Here is a 17,238-nt window from a genome sequence, read left to right on the forward strand (position 1 = left end):
AATTCACCTTCTCTTCCTAGAAAATAAACGTTGACACTAAATGATGCTTTTTCTACACTTAATTGTGTACAATATGTGACCTAAGGAGGATTCAACATGGAAATGAACGTCGAAACGAATTCCTCTCCTACAGCGCAAAAGCCAAGTAAACAAACAGGCTGGCGCATTTGGTGGAGTTTATTACGTCCCCATACATTAACAGCAGCTTTCGTTCCTGTTTTCATCGGAACAGCTTATGCAATGCAGGTCGGGGGTATAAATCAAATACATCTTCCTCTTTTCTTTATGATGCTTCTTGCTTGCCTTCTCATTCAAGCAGCAACGAACATGTTTAACGAATACTTTGATTATAAAAGAGGACTCGATCATGAAGGTTCAGTTGGAATTGGCGGCGCTATCGTCCGCGATGGCATTCAGCCAAAAACAGTGCTTAACTTAGCATTCGGATTTTTAGGCATCGCAACGCTATTAGGTGTTTATATTTGTATGAACTCTAGCTGGTGGCTTGCTGCAATCGGTCTTGTTTGTATGGCCGTTGCCTACCTTTACACAGGTGGCCCAATTCCAATTGCGTATACACCATTTGGAGAACTTACAGCAGGATTATTTATGGGTGTCATTATTATTGGTATTTCATTCTTTATTCAAACAGGAACAGTAACATCGGAAGTAATTTTATTATCTATTCCAAGCTCCATTTTAATTGGTGCGATTTTACTATCTAACAATATTCGTGACTTAGATGGCGATAAAGAAAATGGTCGTAAAACGCTAGCAATTCTCGTTGGACGCGAAAGAGCCGTTGGTGTTCTCGCTTCTATGTTTATCGTTGCCTACATTTGGACAATCGCTTTAATTATCGTTAACATCGTATCACCATGGATGCTTATCGTATTTTTAAGTGCTCCGAAAGCATTTAAAGCAACGAAGGGCTTTATCGGCAAAAGCATTCCAATGGAAATGGTACCTGCGATGATTTCAACAGCAAAAACAAATACAATTTTCGGTCTCCTAATGGGAATCGGATTATTACTTGGATATTTCCTATAAGAAAGAGCTGCTTATGCAGCTCTTTTTTCATGTACTAACTTCTCAGCCGAAATTCACCTCATAATTCCCACCCCCAACGCTCATACTATGTAAAGAAACTGAATTGTAGGAAGGTGGACGACCTATGTTAACTCCACAACAAATAAATCAATTTAAATCCGTTTTAGAAAAACAAAAACAAGAACTAGAGCAAACGATTCAAACACATGAAAATGAAGACCGTGCATCTGAACGCGATTCCGTTGGAGAATTATCTAGCTACGATAACCATCCGGCCGATATGGCAACAGAATTATATGAACGTGAAAAAGATTTCGGACTCATCGAACTTTGGCATAAACAGCTAGAAGATACGAAACATGCCCTGCAAAAAATTGAAGCTGGTACGTACGGTATTTGTGAAGTGTCTGGTGAGGAAATTCCATTTGAAAGATTAGAAGCAATGCCAACTGCTACAACATGCATTCAGCACGCGACAAATAAATTAAATATGGAAACGCGACCAGTTGAAGAAGAAGTGTTATCTCCTTCTTTCCACAAGCACGATGAAGATCATTCTGTTGAGTACGATGCGGAAGATGCTTGGCAAGATGTCGCAAATTACGGAACGTCCGAAACACCGTCTGATTTAGAAAGACAAGATTCAAAAAACTATAATGGCATGTACGTAAATAGTGAGGAAAACGTAGGCTACGTAGAGGATTTTGAAAACTTTATCGGTACGGATATGTATGGGAAAAATCCGCAAGTTTTCGCTACAGAAGAACATGAAGAATATGAACAAATGCTCGATGACTTTGAAGAACGCACCTTTAAGGGTGAATTATCTTCAGATGAGTCTGGTTCTAAAGCATAAAAAAAGCATTCCGAAATTCGGAATGCTTTTTTTCGCTAGCTAATTAGTTTTTTGTAACGTTAGCTGCTTGTGGTCCGCGGTTTCCATCAACGATTTCGAAAGAAACTTCTTGACCTTCTTCTAAAGTTTTGAAGCCGTCGCCTTGAATAGCTGAGAAATGTACGAATACGTCTTCTCCGCCTTCAACTTCGATGAAGCCAAAACCTTTTTCGCCGTTAAACCATTTAACTTTACCTGTTTGCATGTCATGTACCTCCTAAATAAAAATGAAACTATGAATCCACATGAAAAGGTGGATATAAAGGACATGAATGTATAACAAGCTTACAGCCTTTAATACAACGTGCTTTATTTCCGTACCACATTATGTAGCTCAATAGTGTTTTCACTATATCATGCTATATCGAAAACGTCAAATGAGAACACTTTCACCCTATCGTTTTTTATAATCCTAGTATAACCTTAAATTTTCATTCTATTTTTATTCAAAAAATTAACAAAAATACAGTATTCTAATTCCTTTGATTTCTGTACAATATAATTACTACATATGATGAGGTGAAAAAAATGCAAGCACATGAAATCGAATATAAATTATATGGCGATGATATGCAGTTTGTTGAAATTGAATTAGATCCAGAAGAAAGCGTTATCGCAGAAGCTGGCGCAATGATGATGATGGAAGATCATATCGAAATGGAAACGATTTTCGGTGATGGTTCTGGACCATCTGGTGGTCTATTCGGTAAATTAATGGGCGCAGGTAAACGTCTCGTTACAGGTGAAAGCATGTTTATGACTGTCTTTACAAATACGGGCCATGGCAAACGTCACGTATCATTCGCCGCTCCTTATCCTGGAAAAATTATTCCTGTTGATTTAACAGAATATCAAGGAAAAGTAGTCTGCCAAAAAGATGCATTTCTTTGTGCTGCAAAAGGTGTTTCTATCGGAATCGAATTTACAAAGAAAATTGGAACTGGTTTCTTCGGTGGTGAAGGTTTCATCATGCAGAAACTTGAAGGTGACGGACTCGCTTTCATGCACGCAGGCGGAACAGTATATAAGCGTGAATTGAAACCTGGTGAAAAACTTCGCATTGATACAGGTTGTCTCGTTGCAATGACAAAAGACGTTAATTATGATGTTCAATTCGTTGGAAAAGTAAAAACAGCTCTATTTGGCGGAGAAGGTTTATTCTTCGCTACGCTAGAAGGTCCTGGAACGGTTTGGATTCAGTCCTTAACACTTAGTCGCTTAGCAGCTCGTCTTACAAGCCCAGCAGCTCAAAGCAGCGGTGAAGGCAGCGTTTTAGGTGGACTTGGTCGTCTTTTAGATGGAAAAGAGTAAAAAGTGCCCTTATGGGGCGCTTTTTATTTAGGTGGACTATACAAACCATTTTGGATCATGTAGTATTCCATCGCTTTATTGAGCCATGCCTCTTCTTCCTCCGTATAAGGGGACGGCATCATATTATTATATTGTTCTTCTACACTCTCTAATTTACTTAAAGAGTACATTGCCTCTTCACCAACATACTTAAAGGTTGCTTTCATATGTTGGTCCACAAGATTTTGTACTTCTGGGTCATCGATTGGTTTTCCAAATAACCTTTTTACTTCTTTTGATAAGCGGACAAACTCTTTATCTAGTTCCATCATCCCTTCCTCAGGTTTATTATATAATTCCTCAATCATTTCCCTCGGTATGGATTCCTCGAGCCATAATCGTTGTTCGTTTTCTTTTTGGATGCTACTAATTAAACTTATTAATATGTCACTATCTACCTGTTCATCTTCCTCAAGCAATAAAATTGTTCGTTCAATTGCCTTCATGGAAACCTCAAGCTGTCTCTTTTTCTCTTCGAAAGCTCTTTTCTGATTTTGCAACGTTTCCTTTAAGCTCATATTTAAACTCGGCATACTAAACATACAACGTATTTCATCTAGACTATATCCCAAAATCTTCAAACTCACTATCTTTTGTAATGTTAAAATATCCTTCCCTCTATATGCGCGGTGGCCAGAGCTAATATTTTTTTCTGGATTAAGTAATCCAATCTCATCGTAATATTGCAGTGTACGTATCGATGTGCCCGTTCTCTTTGAAAACTCACCAATTGAATAAACTTCTTTTTTGCTCACCCTACACTCCTCCTAACAATATGTCTACAAAAATCATACTCCCTCACGTAACTGTAGGTTCAAGCCTTTTTTCAAAAAGAATGAATCAAGTCCCTCACTGCATATATTGAACTATACCTTTTCTTAAGGAGGGCTTTCTCGATGCGTACTCCTTTATCCTTTGATAAAGATACTGCCATATTATTAGCTTCTTGCTGCGATCTAACGTATGAACAATATAAACAAAATGGGATTTTTGAAATACCTGATGGATTTCAATATGTACAAGGCTTTCAAGGAAAAGCGATTCAAACGATGGAATGGTTTGGGTTCATATTAGAATCTGAAGATACAATTATTGTAGCTTTTAGGGGCACACAAACAGATACAGATTGGATTATCGATTCACTCGTCAACCAAAGGCCATACCCATACGCTTTAAATAGCGGAAATGTTCATAACGGCTTTCTTTCAATTTATGAATCTTGCCGGGATCCTATTATGGATATGCTCGTGTCATTACCAGCCCATAAGAAACTTCTTGCAACAGGCCATAGCTTAGGAGGTGCACTCGCTACACTACACATACTAGATGCACGTATAAATACTGCCTTCGCACAGTACGGTCTTTATACATTTGCCTCTCCAAAAGTTGGAGATATCGCCTTTCGAAATTATTATAAGCTGCAAGTAGCTAGTAGCTTTCGTTTTGTCAATTTATTTGATGTCGTTCCTCTTCTCCCTCCGCGCAATGTTAATTTTAATGATCAAAACTGGGAATATGCACACGTCCATCACAACATGACATTTACAAAAAATACAAAATCCATTACAAATAATCATGCCATTACAACATACAAAACATGTCTGACCTCTCATTTTTAACCAGTAAACAATTGGAAATTAAATATTTGTATACTATAATAATCTATGAAATTACTTTTGGATGAGGGGACCTTACATGTTAAAATTTATCTTTGCACTTTTTCTCATTGTAATTTTTTCGGTTACAGGTTTCTTTACATTTTCATACTTTGCGACAGGGGAATATGGCGGAACAGGTATAATATATACATTCATGCCTTACCTTTCTTAAGCAAAATAAATAAAACGAGCTTAATCTCATTAAGCTCGTTTTATTTTTCTAAGCAAGCGCATCCCTGTTTTAAAAGTGAATAAATAAAAGCCCCTTCAAAAGGGGCTTTCATCTAAAAAAGTTTAACAGTATTACCAATACCCCAAATTTCATTACTGTACTGCAAAATTGTTCGATCACTCGCAAAATGCCCAGATTGTGCAATGTTCAAAATCGACATTTCCAGCCATTTCTTCCTATTTTCATAGGCCCTTCCAACAGCTTCTTGTCTTTCAGCATATGGGCTAAAATCTCGAAGAACGAAGTATTCATCATTTTGAATAACGAGGGAATCATAAATCGCTTCAAATTCAGCTCCCGACTGTGCAAAGAAACCATTCGTTAACTGATCGACTACTTTTTTAATGTGCATATTGTGATGATAATAGTCACTTGCACGATATCCGCCATTTTGGTAATAATGAAGAACCTCATCCGCCGTTAAGCCGAAAATGAAGCAGGCATCATCACCGACCCGATCTTTTATTTCAATATTAGCTCCGTCTAACGTTCCGAGTGTAATTGCACCATTCATCATGAATTTCATGTTACCTGTTCCTGACGCTTCTTTACTCGCAGTTGAAATTTGTTCACTTACATCTGCCGCTGGGAATACATCTTCCGCTAAAGAAACTCGGTAGTTTTCTAGAAAGATAACTTTCATAAATTGACTTACGTACGGATCGGTATTTACTTTTCTTGCAAGCTCATTTATTAATTTAATAATTTTCTTCGCATAATAATAGCCAGGTGATGCTTTCGCTCCAAAAATAAAAGTACGCGGGTAAAATGAAAAACTAGTATCCTCTTTTAAACGGTTATACAAGTACAAAATATGAAGAACATTTAATAACTGTCGTTTATAGGCATGTAGCCTTTTCACTTGCACATCAAAAATAGAATTTGGATCAATCGTGATCCCCATTTTATTATGAATGCGCTCCGCTAAAATAATCTTACGCTCTTGTTTTACCCCTGCAAGCTTTTCTTGAAAACTACCATTTTGATAAAATGCTTGTAAAGCTTGCAATTTAATCGGCTCTTTCTTCCATTCTTCTCCAATCGCTTCCGAAATAAGATTCGTCAGCTGCGGATTCGCCTTCATTAGCCAGCGCCTATGAGCAATTCCATTCGTTTTATTATTAAACTTATCTGGATAAAATTCATAGAACAATCGCATTTCACGCTGCTTTAAAATTTCTGTATGAATTTTCGCCACACCGTTAACGCTATGGCTACCAACAATCGCTAAATGAGCCATTTTCACAAGGTCATGCGCAATAATGGCCATATCCTCAATACGCTTCCAATCGTACGAATAACGGTTCCAAAGCTCATGACAGAAACGTTCATTAATTTCTTCAATAATCATATAAATTCTCGGTAATAACGGTTTAAAAATGTGAATTGGCCATTTCTCAAGCGCTTCTGATAACGTCGTATGATTCGTATAGGAAATCGTCTGCGTTGTTATGCGCCAAGCTTCTTCCCATGTCAATTTTTCTTCGTCTAATAAAATACGCATAAGTTCTGGAATTGCTAGAACCGGATGTGTATCGTTTATATGAATCGCGATTTTTTCATGTAACTGACGAAGACTACCGTGTCTCTCCCTATGCATACGAACGATATTTTGCAAACTTGCTGATACGAGGAAATACTGTTGTTTTAAACGAAGTATTTTCCCCTCATCATGCGTATCATCTGGATATAAAAACTCCGATACGGCCTCTGTTTCACGCTTATATTTCAAAATATCTTTACAATTTTGCGGAAAGGGAACTGGCTCCGCATTCCAAAGCCGAAGCGTATTCACAGTACTTGTTTCATACCCTACAACTGGAACGTCGTATGGTACTGCCATAATAACTTCTGCATTTGTATGCCTGAACTCTAAACGTCCATCAATTTCTAGTGGTTCAACGTTGCCAAAATAACTTACTTCTACGGCTTGGTCATACCTTCTTACTTCCCAAACGTTTTCATGAAGAAGCCACTGTTCTGGAAATTCTACTTGATAGCCATCAACAATTTTTTGATCAAACAGACCATGCTTATAACGAATACCACAGCCATGTCCTGGTAAGTTTAAAGAAGCGAGTGAATCGAGGAAACAGGCTGCTAAACGTCCAAGCCCACCATTACCAAGGCCAGCATCTGCTTCAATCTCTTCTAACTCTTGCAAAGAAATTCCAAGTTCAAAAAGTCCTTTTTCGCATACATCTCGAATGCCTAAATTTAATATGTTACTGCCAAGCAAACGTCCAAGTAAAAACTCAATGGATAAATAATACATTTGCTTTTGATCTCCAGAACGATAACTTTCATTCGTTGCAATCCATTGACTATTCATATACTCACGTACCATATGACCGAGCGTATTATACTGATCACGAGTTGTAGAATCTTTGAAACTTTTCCCATACATCGTTTCTAATTTTTCTAGAAAAGCGGATTTGAAGCTTTCAACATGAGTAAACATTTTTTCACCACCTGAATGTTATTCCATGAGACTTTTATACAATTTCTTGTATGCAAGAGCCGATTTTCCCCAGCTATAATCTTCAGTCATCGCTTGCTTTACAAGCCTATCCCATACTGGTTTATCTTGATAAAACTCAATTGCACGAAGAATCGTATGTAACATGTCATGCGCATTAAAATTCGTAAAGCTAAAGCCATTCCCAATTCCAGTTTCCTCATCGTAAGAATGTACAGTGTCATTTAATCCGCCTGTTTCTCTTACAATTGGAATCGTGCCATATGCGAGCGCAATAAGTTGTCCAAGTCCACACGGTTCAAACAACGATGGCATTAAAAATAAATCGCTTCCCGCGTACACTTGGTGCGCTAACGCTTCATTAAATCCAATATATACTTTTACCTTTTCTGGATACTCGTATGCCATCCATTCAAAGAACTGCTCGTATTCAGAATCGCCTGACCCCAAAATAATACATTGCACATCTTCTTCCATTATTTCACGGAATACAGTACGTACTAGATCAAGCCCCTTTTGCTTTGTTAATCGTGTTACCATCGAAATAACTGGTGTATCTTCTTTTTCTGGTAAACCAAAATAACGCTGCAATGCGCGTTTATTTTCATTCTTTTCATCTAGCGACTCTGCACTATACTGAGCCGTAATATATGGATCTGTTTCTGGATTATATACGCTCGTATCAATTCCATTTACAATGCCACTAAGCTTATCATTATACTTTCGTAGCAATCCATCTAACTTCTCACCGAAAAACTCATATTGAATCTCTTCTTTATATGTCGGGCTAACCGCTGTAATTTGGTCAGATGCGATAATACCGCCTTTCATAAAGTTCACGTTTCCATAAAACTCAAGCTGTTCACTATGAAAATATTCATGACCAAGATCCAGTAAGTCATACATCACTTCAGGAGGAAATACACCTTGGAACTGCAAGTTATGAATCGTATATACCGTTTTAATATGCTCATATAACGGGTTATCTTGATACTTTTCACGAAGTAAGAAATTCACCATAGCTGTATGCCAATCATGGCTATGAAGAACATCTACTTCGAAATCGAGATGCGGAATACACTCTAAAACTGCTTTTGAAAAATAAGAAAAACGCTCCCCATCATCATAATGGCCATATAGAGAATCTCTCTTAAAATAATATTCATTATCTATTAAGTAATACGTAATCCCATCCTGCTCACCTTTTAAAATCCCGCAATATTGGTTTCTCCATCCAAGAGGAACGTTAATTACTTTGTGAAGCGTACATCCTTCTCTTAACTCTTTCGGGATAAGACTGTAGTTTGGAAGTATAATGCGAACATTCACTCCTAATTTTTTTAATTCCTTTGGGAGCGCTCCTGCTACATCGGCTAAACCTCCGGATTTAATAAACGGTACACATTCTGATACTGCAAATAAAATATTCACCTGTTGTCCCACTGCACGAAAAGCGTATACATCATAAATCGCTCTTCTTACAGCTTCCTCCCTTCAAGTTTTCATATAGAGTAAAACCTTAATTAGTGGGGGTTTTCTAAATCCCCCACTAATTATGCACCTGCTATTTACGAATAACTGTTGATTGTACTATTTTGTACACTACCTTTTTCTACAACATATGGCTCATCAGCACTTCCTTTTAACACTACGCCGTCGCCAAGTTTCACATCTTTATCAATAATAACACCGTCTATTATGCAATTATCTCCAATTTGGCTCTTTTGCATAATAATACTATTACGAACAATTGAACCTTTTCCAATTTTAACAGAACGGGAGACAACACTATTTTCCACTTTACCTTCAATAATACTGCCGTTTGCAATCATCGTATTTTTCACTACTGCACCCTTCATATAACGAGTTGGTGGCTCATCTTTTACTTTCGTAAAGATTGGTACTTCTTTCTTAAATAATTGCTTCCAAATAGAAGGCTGCAAAATTTCTAGAGTATGTTTATAGTAGCTTTCAATCGAATCAATAATAGCTACATATCCTGTATGTTCGTACGTAGCAATATGCAGTGATTTTCCGCGCTTTTCTCTCACTACATCAAATAAACTGTATTGCTCCACATCTTTATATGTCTCAAATAAATCTAACAATAATTGTTTCTTTAACACGTATGTTTGAAGCGAAACCCCTTCATGACAAACTTCAGTAATATCAGCTTCCGTATGTATATGTCGCTCTAACACCGCTTGAAAATTTAATGCTGTTACGAGATGGCTATTCGTAATAACAACGTATTCTTCTCTAGCTCTTAGAAAATAATCAATATGTCTTCTAAAATGTGCAAAAGATCCAAATTCATCTTGATCACATTGGCAGTTCGGTGGGAATAAAAACAGTCCATCACGCTTTCTATCTAAATCCCACTGTTGTCCTGAACCGACATGATCCATTAAAGAACGATTTTTATGACTTGTAAAAACCGCCACGCTATGAATGTTAGAATTCACCATATTTGAAAGCATGAAATCAATGAGTCGGTAACGGCCTCCAAACGGTAACGCCGCTAATGAACGATGCCCTGTTACTTTCTTTAAGGAAGGAAAACTTCCCGTTGCATTAATAATTCCTAACATTTTTTCTCCCATTCATTTCATCCCCCTTTTCTATTTCCCTTCAGCAATTAGTACTACGTCATCAACATTTTTTTCTGGGCGAATTATTGTCCCATCTTCAATAACCATTTCCGATCCAACAATCGCTCGTTCAATCACAACGTTTTTACCAATCTTTGCCCCAGGCATAACGACAGAATCGATCACCATACTACCTTCTTCCACCGTCACTCCTTGGAATAAAACAGAATGCTTCACGTCCCCTTCAATGACGCACCCTTCATTAATAAGTGACTCTTCTACTTTTGCCTGTTCTGCAATATATTGAGGTGGCTCATTTGGGTTCACAGAATAAATGCGCCAATTACGATCATTTAAATTCAACGATGTTTCATCGCGAAGTAAATCCATATTCGCTTCCCATAAGCTTTTCACCGTTCCAACATCTTTCCAATATCCTTCAAACGGATACGCCATCAACTTCTTCCCTTCATCTAATAAAAGCGGAAGTACATCTTTTCCGAAGTCATTACTAGATTCAGGGTTTCTTGCATCCATCTCTAAATATTCTTTTAAAATAGCCCAGTTAAAAATATAAATTCCCATTGATGCAAGATTACTTCTTGGAAATTGCGGTTTCTCCTCAAATTCAACAACTTCCATCTCTTCATTTGTATTCATGATGCCAAAGCGACTCGCTTCATCCCAAGGCACTTCAATAACAGAAATTGAAACATCTGCTTCTTTCTCAACATGGTAATCTAGCATTTTACTGTAATCCATTTTATAAATATGATCGCCTGATAAAATAAGGACATATTCTGGTTCATACTGACTTAAATAGTTTAGATTTTGATAAATAGCACTTGCCGTACCCGTATACCACTTCACACCTGAAGACTCCGCATAAGGGGGTAACACAGTAACTCCACCGTTTACACGATCAAGATCCCAAGCATTTCCGATTCCAATATAATTATGAAGTTCTAACGGTTGATATTGTGTTAAAATCCCCACCGTTTCAATACCGGAGTTTGCACAGTTACTTAACGTAAAATCAATAATGCGATATTTACCACCAAATGGAACAGCTGGCTTGGCTAAATTTTTTGTTAATGCACTTAAACGACTACCTTTTCCCCCTGCTAGTAACATTGCTACGCACTTTTGTTTTTGAGCCATCTTGTTTTTTACTCCCCTTTCTCGTCTTCACTGGTCGTAATATGGATACGCCAAATGGTGGAATTGTAATTTCTACATGTGCCGCTTGATTATGATATGGCTCTAGAACCGTCTTGAGACGTTTCTTATTAACTTGCCCCGATCCGCCATATTGCGCCGAGTCACTGTTTAAAATTTCGTTATAATACTCGAAATCTGGTACACCTATTTTATAGTTTTCATATGTAGCTTTCGTAAAATTACATACGACAACTAACGCATCTTCCTGCTTATCCCCTTGGCGGATAAACGAGAAAATACTTTGCTCATTATTATTAGCATCAATCCACTGAAATCCTTCAGGCGAGTGATCTAACTGCCAAAGTGGTTTTGAGCGCTTATACAATGCTATGAGCTCTTTAAAGTAATCATGCATATAACGATGCATTTCAAAGTCATGTAAATTCCAATCTAAATCTTCAAGGTCTTTCCACTCATCAAATTGCCCGAATTCTCCACCCATAAAGAGTAATTTCTTACCTGGATGAGTAAAGAAATATCCATATAATAAACGAAGTTGGGCGAACTTATCCCAGTAATCTCCCGGCATTTTATTTAATAACGACTTTTTCCCATGAACGACTTCATCATGAGAAAGCGGCAATATAAAGTTTTCAGAGTGAGTATATAGTAAAGAGAATGTCATTTTCTCATGAATGTATTTCCGGTACTCTGGTGCACATTCCATATATTTCAGCACGTCATTCATCCAACCCATATTCCATTTATAATTGAACCCAAGTCCACCCTCGTATGTTGGAGCTGTTACAAGTGGCCAAGCTGTTGAATCTTCTGCTGTCATAAGAAACTCTTCATCTTCTGCAAACACAGCTTCATTTAACTCTCGTAAGAAAGAAACAGCGTGTTCATTACTTTGCTCTTTTCCTTCTTTATTCCAGTACAGCATATTCGCAACTGCATCTACCCTGAAACCATCAATATGGAAATACCTCATCCAAAATAACGCATTTGAAATTAAGAAATTACGTACTTCTCTTTTCCCTAAATCAAAATTAACAGTTCCCCATACTTGGTTTTCTTGTACATCTATATCTTTATATTCATAAGTCGGTGTCCCATCAAACAAATATAAACCGTGAGCATCTTTACAAAAATGCCCCGGCACCCAATCTAAAATGACACCGATTCCATATTTATGACATTCATCGACAAAATACATCAAATCATGTGGCGTGCCGAATCTACTTGTAGCTGCATAATATCCCGTTCCTTGATATCCCCAAGAACGATCATATGGATGCTCAACAAGCGGCATAATTTCAATATGTGTAAATTGATGTTCCACCACATACGGAATGAGCTCCTCGGCCATTTCTCTGTAAGAGTACAGAGCACCATCTTCTTTCTTTTTCCAAGAACCGAAATGTAATTCATAAACTGTCATCGCTTCTTTATAAATCGATTTTTTCTTTCTCTTACGAATCCAGTTTTTATCATCCCATTCATATCCCTCTATATCAAAAACTACAGATGCCGTATTTGGTCTTACTTCTGCATATACTGCGTAAGGATCTGCTTTTAAAATAACGCCACCGTCCATCGTTTCAATCGCATACTTGTATATCTCATTCTCTTCAATATGCGGTACAAACAAGGACCAAATCCCCTCTTCTGTCACTTGTAGCATCTTATGTTGCTCATAATCCCATTCATTAAAATCCCCAACAACACTCATTGCTTTCGCATGAGGAGCCCATACTGTGAATCGTACACCTCGTATCCCATCTTCCGTCACAATATGTGCCCCAAAGATGTTATAACTGTCATAGTACTTTTCTGTATGAAACTCATCTCGTTTCACTTCTTCGCAATTTATTACATCCAATATGTTCACCTCACTAAGATGACAGAAATTTTTTACTCTTTATTATTTCTGCGAAAAACTGAAATATCCTTGTTATTTTTTTAAAAATATACGTTTTTTTCTTTAATTTGGCTTAAAATATTCAAATTTACTGTGTAAAATATCGAATTTTGACGAATATTCATTGCAAACGCTTCATTTCTCCTTACTATTTTCACCTTTCATTGTTGCTCAATATTTACTTTATTGATTTCTCCCTGTTTTTCACACTATTTTCCTCGTAAAATTCAAACAAATAATCTGTCATAAAAAAATGTTTCTCAACATTTTTTGTGACAAAATTTATTGAAATGTAAAATTCATAAGCATATACTTATTCTCAATAAAGAACAATAAACTTTGCAATTACAATTCATAAGATAAGAACCAGATGCAACAAAATCACAAACACCTGTAGAAAAATCAAAAAGCGGGACACTGACAGATATTTTAAAGAAATTAGGACTAACACCGAAAAAATAACATATAAAAGCACTCTATTCAAAAATAGAGTGCTTTTTTCTATAAACGACCCTTATCCAGCAAAAGGGGTATATTGGGGATATACAAGGGAAACCGGAAAAGGAATTTATATTAAATTATATAAAAATTCAGAGGTAGGAAGCAGTTTCCCGCCTCTGAATTATTTAGCAATTATTATAGTACTGGTGCCATTGTTTCTTTTAATACTTTTACAGAATGAGCGAATTTCGCTTTCTCTTCTTCGTTTAATTCAAGTTCTACGATTTCACGCACACCTTCGCGATTAATAACAGCTGGAACGCCTACGTAAGCATCTTTTTCACCATATTGCCCTTCAAGGTATGCAGATACAGTTAATACGCTGTTCTCGTTGCTTAAGATCGCTTTAGTTACACGAAGTAGTGACATACCGATTCCGTAGTAAGTTGCGCCTTTACGTTCGATAATGTGGTAAGCTGCATCGCGTACATTTTCAAAGATCTTATCTAAATCTTCTTGGTTATACTGTTCGTTGTTCGCTAAGATTGTTTCTAGTTTTTGTACACCTACAGTAGCGTGGCTCCATACTGGAAGTTCAGTATCACCGTGCTCACCAACGATGTAAGCATGAACGTTACGTGGATCTACATCTAAGTAGTCCCCTAACATGTAACGGAAACGAGCAGAGTCTAGAGTTGTACCAGAACCAATTACGCGCTCTTTTGGTAAGCCAGATTCTTTCCAAGTTACGTAAGTTAAAATATCAACTGGGTTTGTTGCGATTAAGAAGATTCCATCGAATCCGCTATCCATAATACCGCGAACGATTTGTTTAAAGATCTTTGTATTTTTCTCAACTAAGTCTAAACGAGTTTCACCTGGCTTTTGTGGTAATCCAGCAGTGATAACTACTAAATCTGCATCTTTACAATCTGCATAGCTACCGCTCCAAACTTTTGTTGGTGATGGAGAGAATGGTACCGCATGGCTTAAGTCCATTGCTTCCCCTTCTGCTTTTGCTTCATTTACATCTACAAGTACGAATTCTTCTGCTACACCTTGGTTGATCATTGAGTAAGCGTAACTACAACCTACAGCTCCTGTTCCTACTAATACTACACGATTGATACCTTTTTTCATGTTAATTTCCCCTCTCTATTGTTCACATATATTATTTATTATTGTTTAAGTAATTAATTAAAATACTAATTTAATGTTGTTTAACTTCTTTACATACATATTGTAGCACGGATTATTGTGAATTACTTCACAAATTATGACCTATTTGTGAACTTTTTCACATAGAGTGTAAAGTTATTGGCGTGAGTGTGAAATCCATCCCAATCCACACGTTTTACCCAGTTTGTGAAAGCTTTTTCTTAACGTTTTCTTAGTAAGTGAAATTATATCGGCGACCGAAACCCTAATTATATCGACTTACCGACAAAATCCAAAAATGATAGTAATATAAAGAAGCTGTCTCCAATAGATTACCCATTTAGAGACAACTTCTTCTATCTATATTATTTATTTTCCGCAGTAGCCTCTAATACAGCAGCTTTTACCTACTTCTCACCGTTTAATTTTTGTAAATCCGCAGCCGTTCCTGTTACAACAACTCCAATAACTTTTACATCTTGCTCACTTGGTTTTGTTTTCTTCCCTCTCAGGTAATCATATATACGTTTATATTCTTCATAATACTTTCCCTTTCGATCCAATTAATTTAACAGCTTCAATCGAAATTTCTTCAATACATTTTTGCCTCCTTGCTAAATCACGATGCCTATTAATCGCTACTTGAAATAACCATGTTTTTATATAAGTAATTTTCATATTAGGTATAGATAATAGCGCTTTATGTATCGTATTTTGAACGATATCCTCTGCTTCTGCTGGCGCTATCCCAATTTTAAGCAAGTATCTATAAATACTTTTAGATGTTTCTATAATAATCTTTTCATACTCCATCGCTCTCTCCTTTCTATTAGTTAGACGATTGAAATAGAAAAAAGTATACAACATTTCATAAAAAAAGCGGACTATCCAAAGTCCGCTTTTACACAACAAAAAAGAGATAGCATAATCTGCTATCTCTTTTAGTATGACCCGTACGGGATTCGAACCCGTGTTACCGCCGTGAAAGGGCGGTGTCTTAACCACTTGACCAACGGGCCAAAATCTGGCAGAGAAGAAGGGATTCGAACCCTCGCACCGCGTTCGCGATCTACTCCCTTAGCAGGGGAGCCCCTTGAGCCACTTGGGTACTTCTCTATAATATGGCTCCGCAGGTAGGACTCGAACCTACGACCGATCGGTTAACAGCCGATAGCTCTACCACTGAGCTACTGCGGAATAATTATGGTGGGCCTAAATGGACTCGAACCATCGACCTCACGCTTATCAGGCGTGCGCTCTAACCAGCTGAGCTATAGGCCCATAATAGATAAGCGGGTGAAGAGAATCGAACTCTCGACCAGAGCTTGGAAGGCTCTTGTTTTACCACTAAACTACACCCGCATTAAATTAAAAATGGTGAGCCATGAAGGATTCGAACCTTCGACCCTCTGATTAAAAGTCAGATGCTCTACCAACTGAGCTAATGGCTCATTTTGAAAGTGGTGCCGGCTAGAGGACTTGAACCCCCAACCTACTGATTACAAGTCAGTTGCTCTACCAATTGAGCTAAGCCGGCTTGCGACTTCAAAATGGTGGCTCGGGACGGAATCGAACCGCCGACACGAGGATTTTCAGTCCTCTGCTCTACCGACTGAGCTACCGAGCCTTTATGTAAAAAAAATGGCGGTCCCGACCGGGGTCGAACCGGCGATCTCCTGCGTGACAGGCAGGCATGTTAACCACTACACCACGGGACCATTTGGTTGCGGGGACAGGATTTGAACCTGCGACCTTCGGGTTATGAGCCCGACGAGCTACCGTACTGCTCCACCCCGCGATGATATAATATTTAATTTAGAAAAAATGGAGGAGGTAGAGGGATTCGAACCCCCGCGCGACTCTCGCCGCCTGTCGGTTTTCAAGACCGATCCCTTCAGCCGAACTTGGGTATACCTCCGAGATATGAACTTTGAGTGGTGGACCTTGTAGGACTCGAACCTACGACCGGACGGTTATGAGCCGTCTGCTCTAACCAGCTGAGCTAAAGGTCCTTTATGGTAGCGGCGGAGGGGATCGAACCCCCGACCTCACGGGTATGAACCGTACGCTCTAGCCAGCTGAGCTACACCGCCATAAGTGATATTCAAATAAGTGGAGCCTAGCGGGATCGAACCGCTGACCTCCTGCGTGCAAGGCAGGCGCTCTCCCAGCTGAGCTAAGGCCCCATATGTTGAAATATCGGGAAGACAGGATTTGAACCTGCGACCCCCTGGTCCCAAACCAGGTGCTCTACCAAGCTGAGCCACTTCCCGTTAAGAAAAAACGCGCCCGAGAGGAG

General features: G+C 38.1%; 14 protein-coding genes, 15 tRNA genes and 1 pseudogene. 5 read left to right on the forward strand and 25 right to left on the reverse strand.

The genetic code is table 11. The features are described from left to right. Positions 1-96 precede the first annotated feature (96 nt). Positions 97-1,050, forward strand: coding sequence for a 1,4-dihydroxy-2-naphthoate polyprenyltransferase (locus KI356_RS17380; RefSeq protein WP_128282875.1), 954 nt, complete (start codon positions 97-99; stop codon positions 1,048-1,050). Between the two features lie 124 nt (positions 1,051-1,174). Next, the gene (locus tag KI356_RS17385; protein ID WP_128282874.1) at positions 1,175-1,906 is read left to right on the forward strand and encodes a yteA family sporulation protein; all 732 of its coding nucleotides are present in this window, start codon (positions 1,175-1,177) and stop codon (positions 1,904-1,906) included. 43 nt (positions 1,907-1,949) lie between these two features. Here KI356_RS17385 and cspD read toward each other — a convergent pair whose 3' ends face one another. Continuing rightward, positions 1,950-2,150 carry a cold-shock protein CspD gene (cspD, locus tag KI356_RS17390; protein WP_001193051.1) on the reverse strand — a complete coding sequence of 67 codons (201 nt, stop codon included), beginning with the start codon at positions 2,148-2,150 and terminating at the stop codon, positions 1,950-1,952. Positions 2,151-2,473: 323 nt separating this feature from the next. Here cspD and KI356_RS17395 point away from each other — a divergent pair, with 323 nt between their 5' ends. Then, a complete protein-coding gene (locus tag KI356_RS17395) occupies positions 2,474-3,256 on the forward strand; it encodes a TIGR00266 family protein (RefSeq protein WP_128282873.1) in 783 nt (260 codons plus the stop codon). A 23-nt stretch (positions 3,257-3,279) separates the two neighbouring features. Here KI356_RS17395 and KI356_RS17400 read toward each other — a convergent pair whose 3' ends face one another. Then, on the reverse strand, positions 3,280-4,050 hold the full coding sequence (locus KI356_RS17400; protein WP_212936012.1) for a MerR family transcriptional regulator: 771 nt from the start codon (positions 4,048-4,050) through the stop codon (positions 3,280-3,282). A gap of 141 nt (positions 4,051-4,191) precedes the next feature. Between KI356_RS17400 and KI356_RS17405 the strand changes: the two genes are divergently transcribed. Continuing rightward, positions 4,192-4,914 (forward strand): lipase family protein, encoded by a 723-nt coding sequence (locus tag KI356_RS17405; RefSeq protein ID WP_128282871.1) that lies wholly within the window; start codon positions 4,192-4,194, stop codon positions 4,912-4,914. Between the two features lie 76 nt (positions 4,915-4,990). Then, positions 4,991-5,125, forward strand: coding sequence for a hypothetical protein (locus tag KI356_RS28415; protein WP_265176555.1), 135 nt, complete (start codon positions 4,991-4,993; stop codon positions 5,123-5,125). A 112-nt stretch (positions 5,126-5,237) separates the two neighbouring features. Here KI356_RS28415 and glgP read toward each other — a convergent pair whose 3' ends face one another. The 23 genes and pseudogenes from glgP to KI356_RS17520 form a co-directional block, all read right to left on the reverse strand. After that, the gene (gene glgP / locus KI356_RS17410) at positions 5,238-7,646 is read right to left on the reverse strand and encodes a glycogen phosphorylase (RefSeq protein ID WP_212936013.1); all 2,409 of its coding nucleotides are present in this window, start codon (positions 7,644-7,646) and stop codon (positions 5,238-5,240) included. Between the two features lie 18 nt (positions 7,647-7,664). Further along, positions 7,665-9,095: a glycogen synthase GlgA gene (gene glgA, locus KI356_RS17415; RefSeq protein WP_128282869.1), complete on the reverse strand. Its 1,431-nt coding sequence runs from the start codon at positions 9,093-9,095 to the stop codon at positions 7,665-7,667. Between the two features lie 137 nt (positions 9,096-9,232). Then, on the reverse strand, positions 9,233-10,267 hold the full coding sequence (gene glgD / locus KI356_RS17420) for a glucose-1-phosphate adenylyltransferase subunit GlgD (RefSeq protein ID WP_212936014.1): 1,035 nt from the start codon (positions 10,265-10,267) through the stop codon (positions 9,233-9,235). A gap of 18 nt (positions 10,268-10,285) precedes the next feature. Beyond that, the gene (gene glgC, locus KI356_RS17425; protein ID WP_070145297.1) at positions 10,286-11,416 is read right to left on the reverse strand and encodes a glucose-1-phosphate adenylyltransferase; all 1,131 of its coding nucleotides are present in this window, start codon (positions 11,414-11,416) and stop codon (positions 10,286-10,288) included. Continuing rightward, the gene (glgB, locus tag KI356_RS17430) at positions 11,364-13,301 is read right to left on the reverse strand and encodes a 1,4-alpha-glucan branching protein GlgB (protein ID WP_128282867.1); all 1,938 of its coding nucleotides are present in this window, start codon (positions 13,299-13,301) and stop codon (positions 11,364-11,366) included. The genes glgC and glgB overlap by 53 nt, the downstream gene beginning before the upstream one ends. Positions 13,302-13,976: 675 nt before the next feature. Next, entirely contained in the window at positions 13,977-14,921 is a 945-nt protein-coding gene (locus tag KI356_RS17435) for an L-lactate dehydrogenase (RefSeq protein ID WP_128282866.1), read from the reverse strand. A 425-nt stretch (positions 14,922-15,346) separates the two neighbouring features. Continuing rightward, a pseudogene (locus KI356_RS17440) lies at positions 15,347-15,502 on the reverse strand (anti sigma factor C-terminal domain-containing protein); the annotation flags it as partial. Then, a complete protein-coding gene (locus KI356_RS17445; protein ID WP_307856635.1) occupies positions 15,477-15,806 on the reverse strand; it encodes an RNA polymerase sigma factor in 330 nt (109 codons plus the stop codon). The gene KI356_RS17445 and the pseudogene KI356_RS17440, both read right to left, overlap by 26 nt. 80 nt (positions 15,807-15,886) lie before the next feature. After that, positions 15,887-15,958 (reverse strand) — tRNA-Glu (locus KI356_RS17450). A gap of 6 nt (positions 15,959-15,964) precedes the next feature. Next, positions 15,965-16,055, reverse strand: a tRNA-Ser gene (locus KI356_RS17455). 6 nt (positions 16,056-16,061) lie between these two features. Further along, positions 16,062-16,136: transfer RNA gene (locus tag KI356_RS17460), tRNA-Asn, on the reverse strand. A gap of 7 nt (positions 16,137-16,143) precedes the next feature. Then, positions 16,144-16,220, reverse strand: a tRNA-Ile gene (locus tag KI356_RS17465). Positions 16,221-16,230: 10 nt separating this feature from the next. Beyond that, positions 16,231-16,301: transfer RNA gene (locus KI356_RS17470), tRNA-Gly, on the reverse strand. Between the two features lie 13 nt (positions 16,302-16,314). Continuing rightward, positions 16,315-16,390 (reverse strand) — tRNA-Lys (locus tag KI356_RS17475). A gap of 10 nt (positions 16,391-16,400) precedes the next feature. Further along, a tRNA-Thr gene (locus tag KI356_RS17480) sits at positions 16,401-16,476 on the reverse strand. A gap of 14 nt (positions 16,477-16,490) precedes the next feature. Next, positions 16,491-16,566 (reverse strand) — tRNA-Phe (locus tag KI356_RS17485). Between the two features lie 15 nt (positions 16,567-16,581). Next, positions 16,582-16,657 (reverse strand) — tRNA-Asp (locus KI356_RS17490). Positions 16,658-16,660: 3 nt separating this feature from the next. Further along, positions 16,661-16,737: transfer RNA gene (locus KI356_RS17495), tRNA-Met, on the reverse strand. Between the two features lie 27 nt (positions 16,738-16,764). Further along, positions 16,765-16,857: transfer RNA gene (locus KI356_RS17500), tRNA-Ser, on the reverse strand. 17 nt (positions 16,858-16,874) lie between these two features. Then, a tRNA-Ile gene (locus KI356_RS17505) sits at positions 16,875-16,951 on the reverse strand. A 4-nt stretch (positions 16,952-16,955) separates the two neighbouring features. Continuing rightward, positions 16,956-17,032: transfer RNA gene (locus KI356_RS17510), tRNA-Met, on the reverse strand. Positions 17,033-17,052: 20 nt separating this feature from the next. After that, a tRNA-Ala gene (locus KI356_RS17515) sits at positions 17,053-17,125 on the reverse strand. Positions 17,126-17,138: 13 nt separating this feature from the next. Then, positions 17,139-17,212 (reverse strand) — tRNA-Pro (locus KI356_RS17520). Positions 17,213-17,238 lie beyond the last annotated feature (26 nt).

The organism is Bacillus hominis, from assembly GCF_018332515.1.
Taxonomy (GTDB): Bacteria; Bacillota; Bacilli; order Bacillales; family Bacillaceae_G; genus Bacillus_A; species Bacillus_A hominis.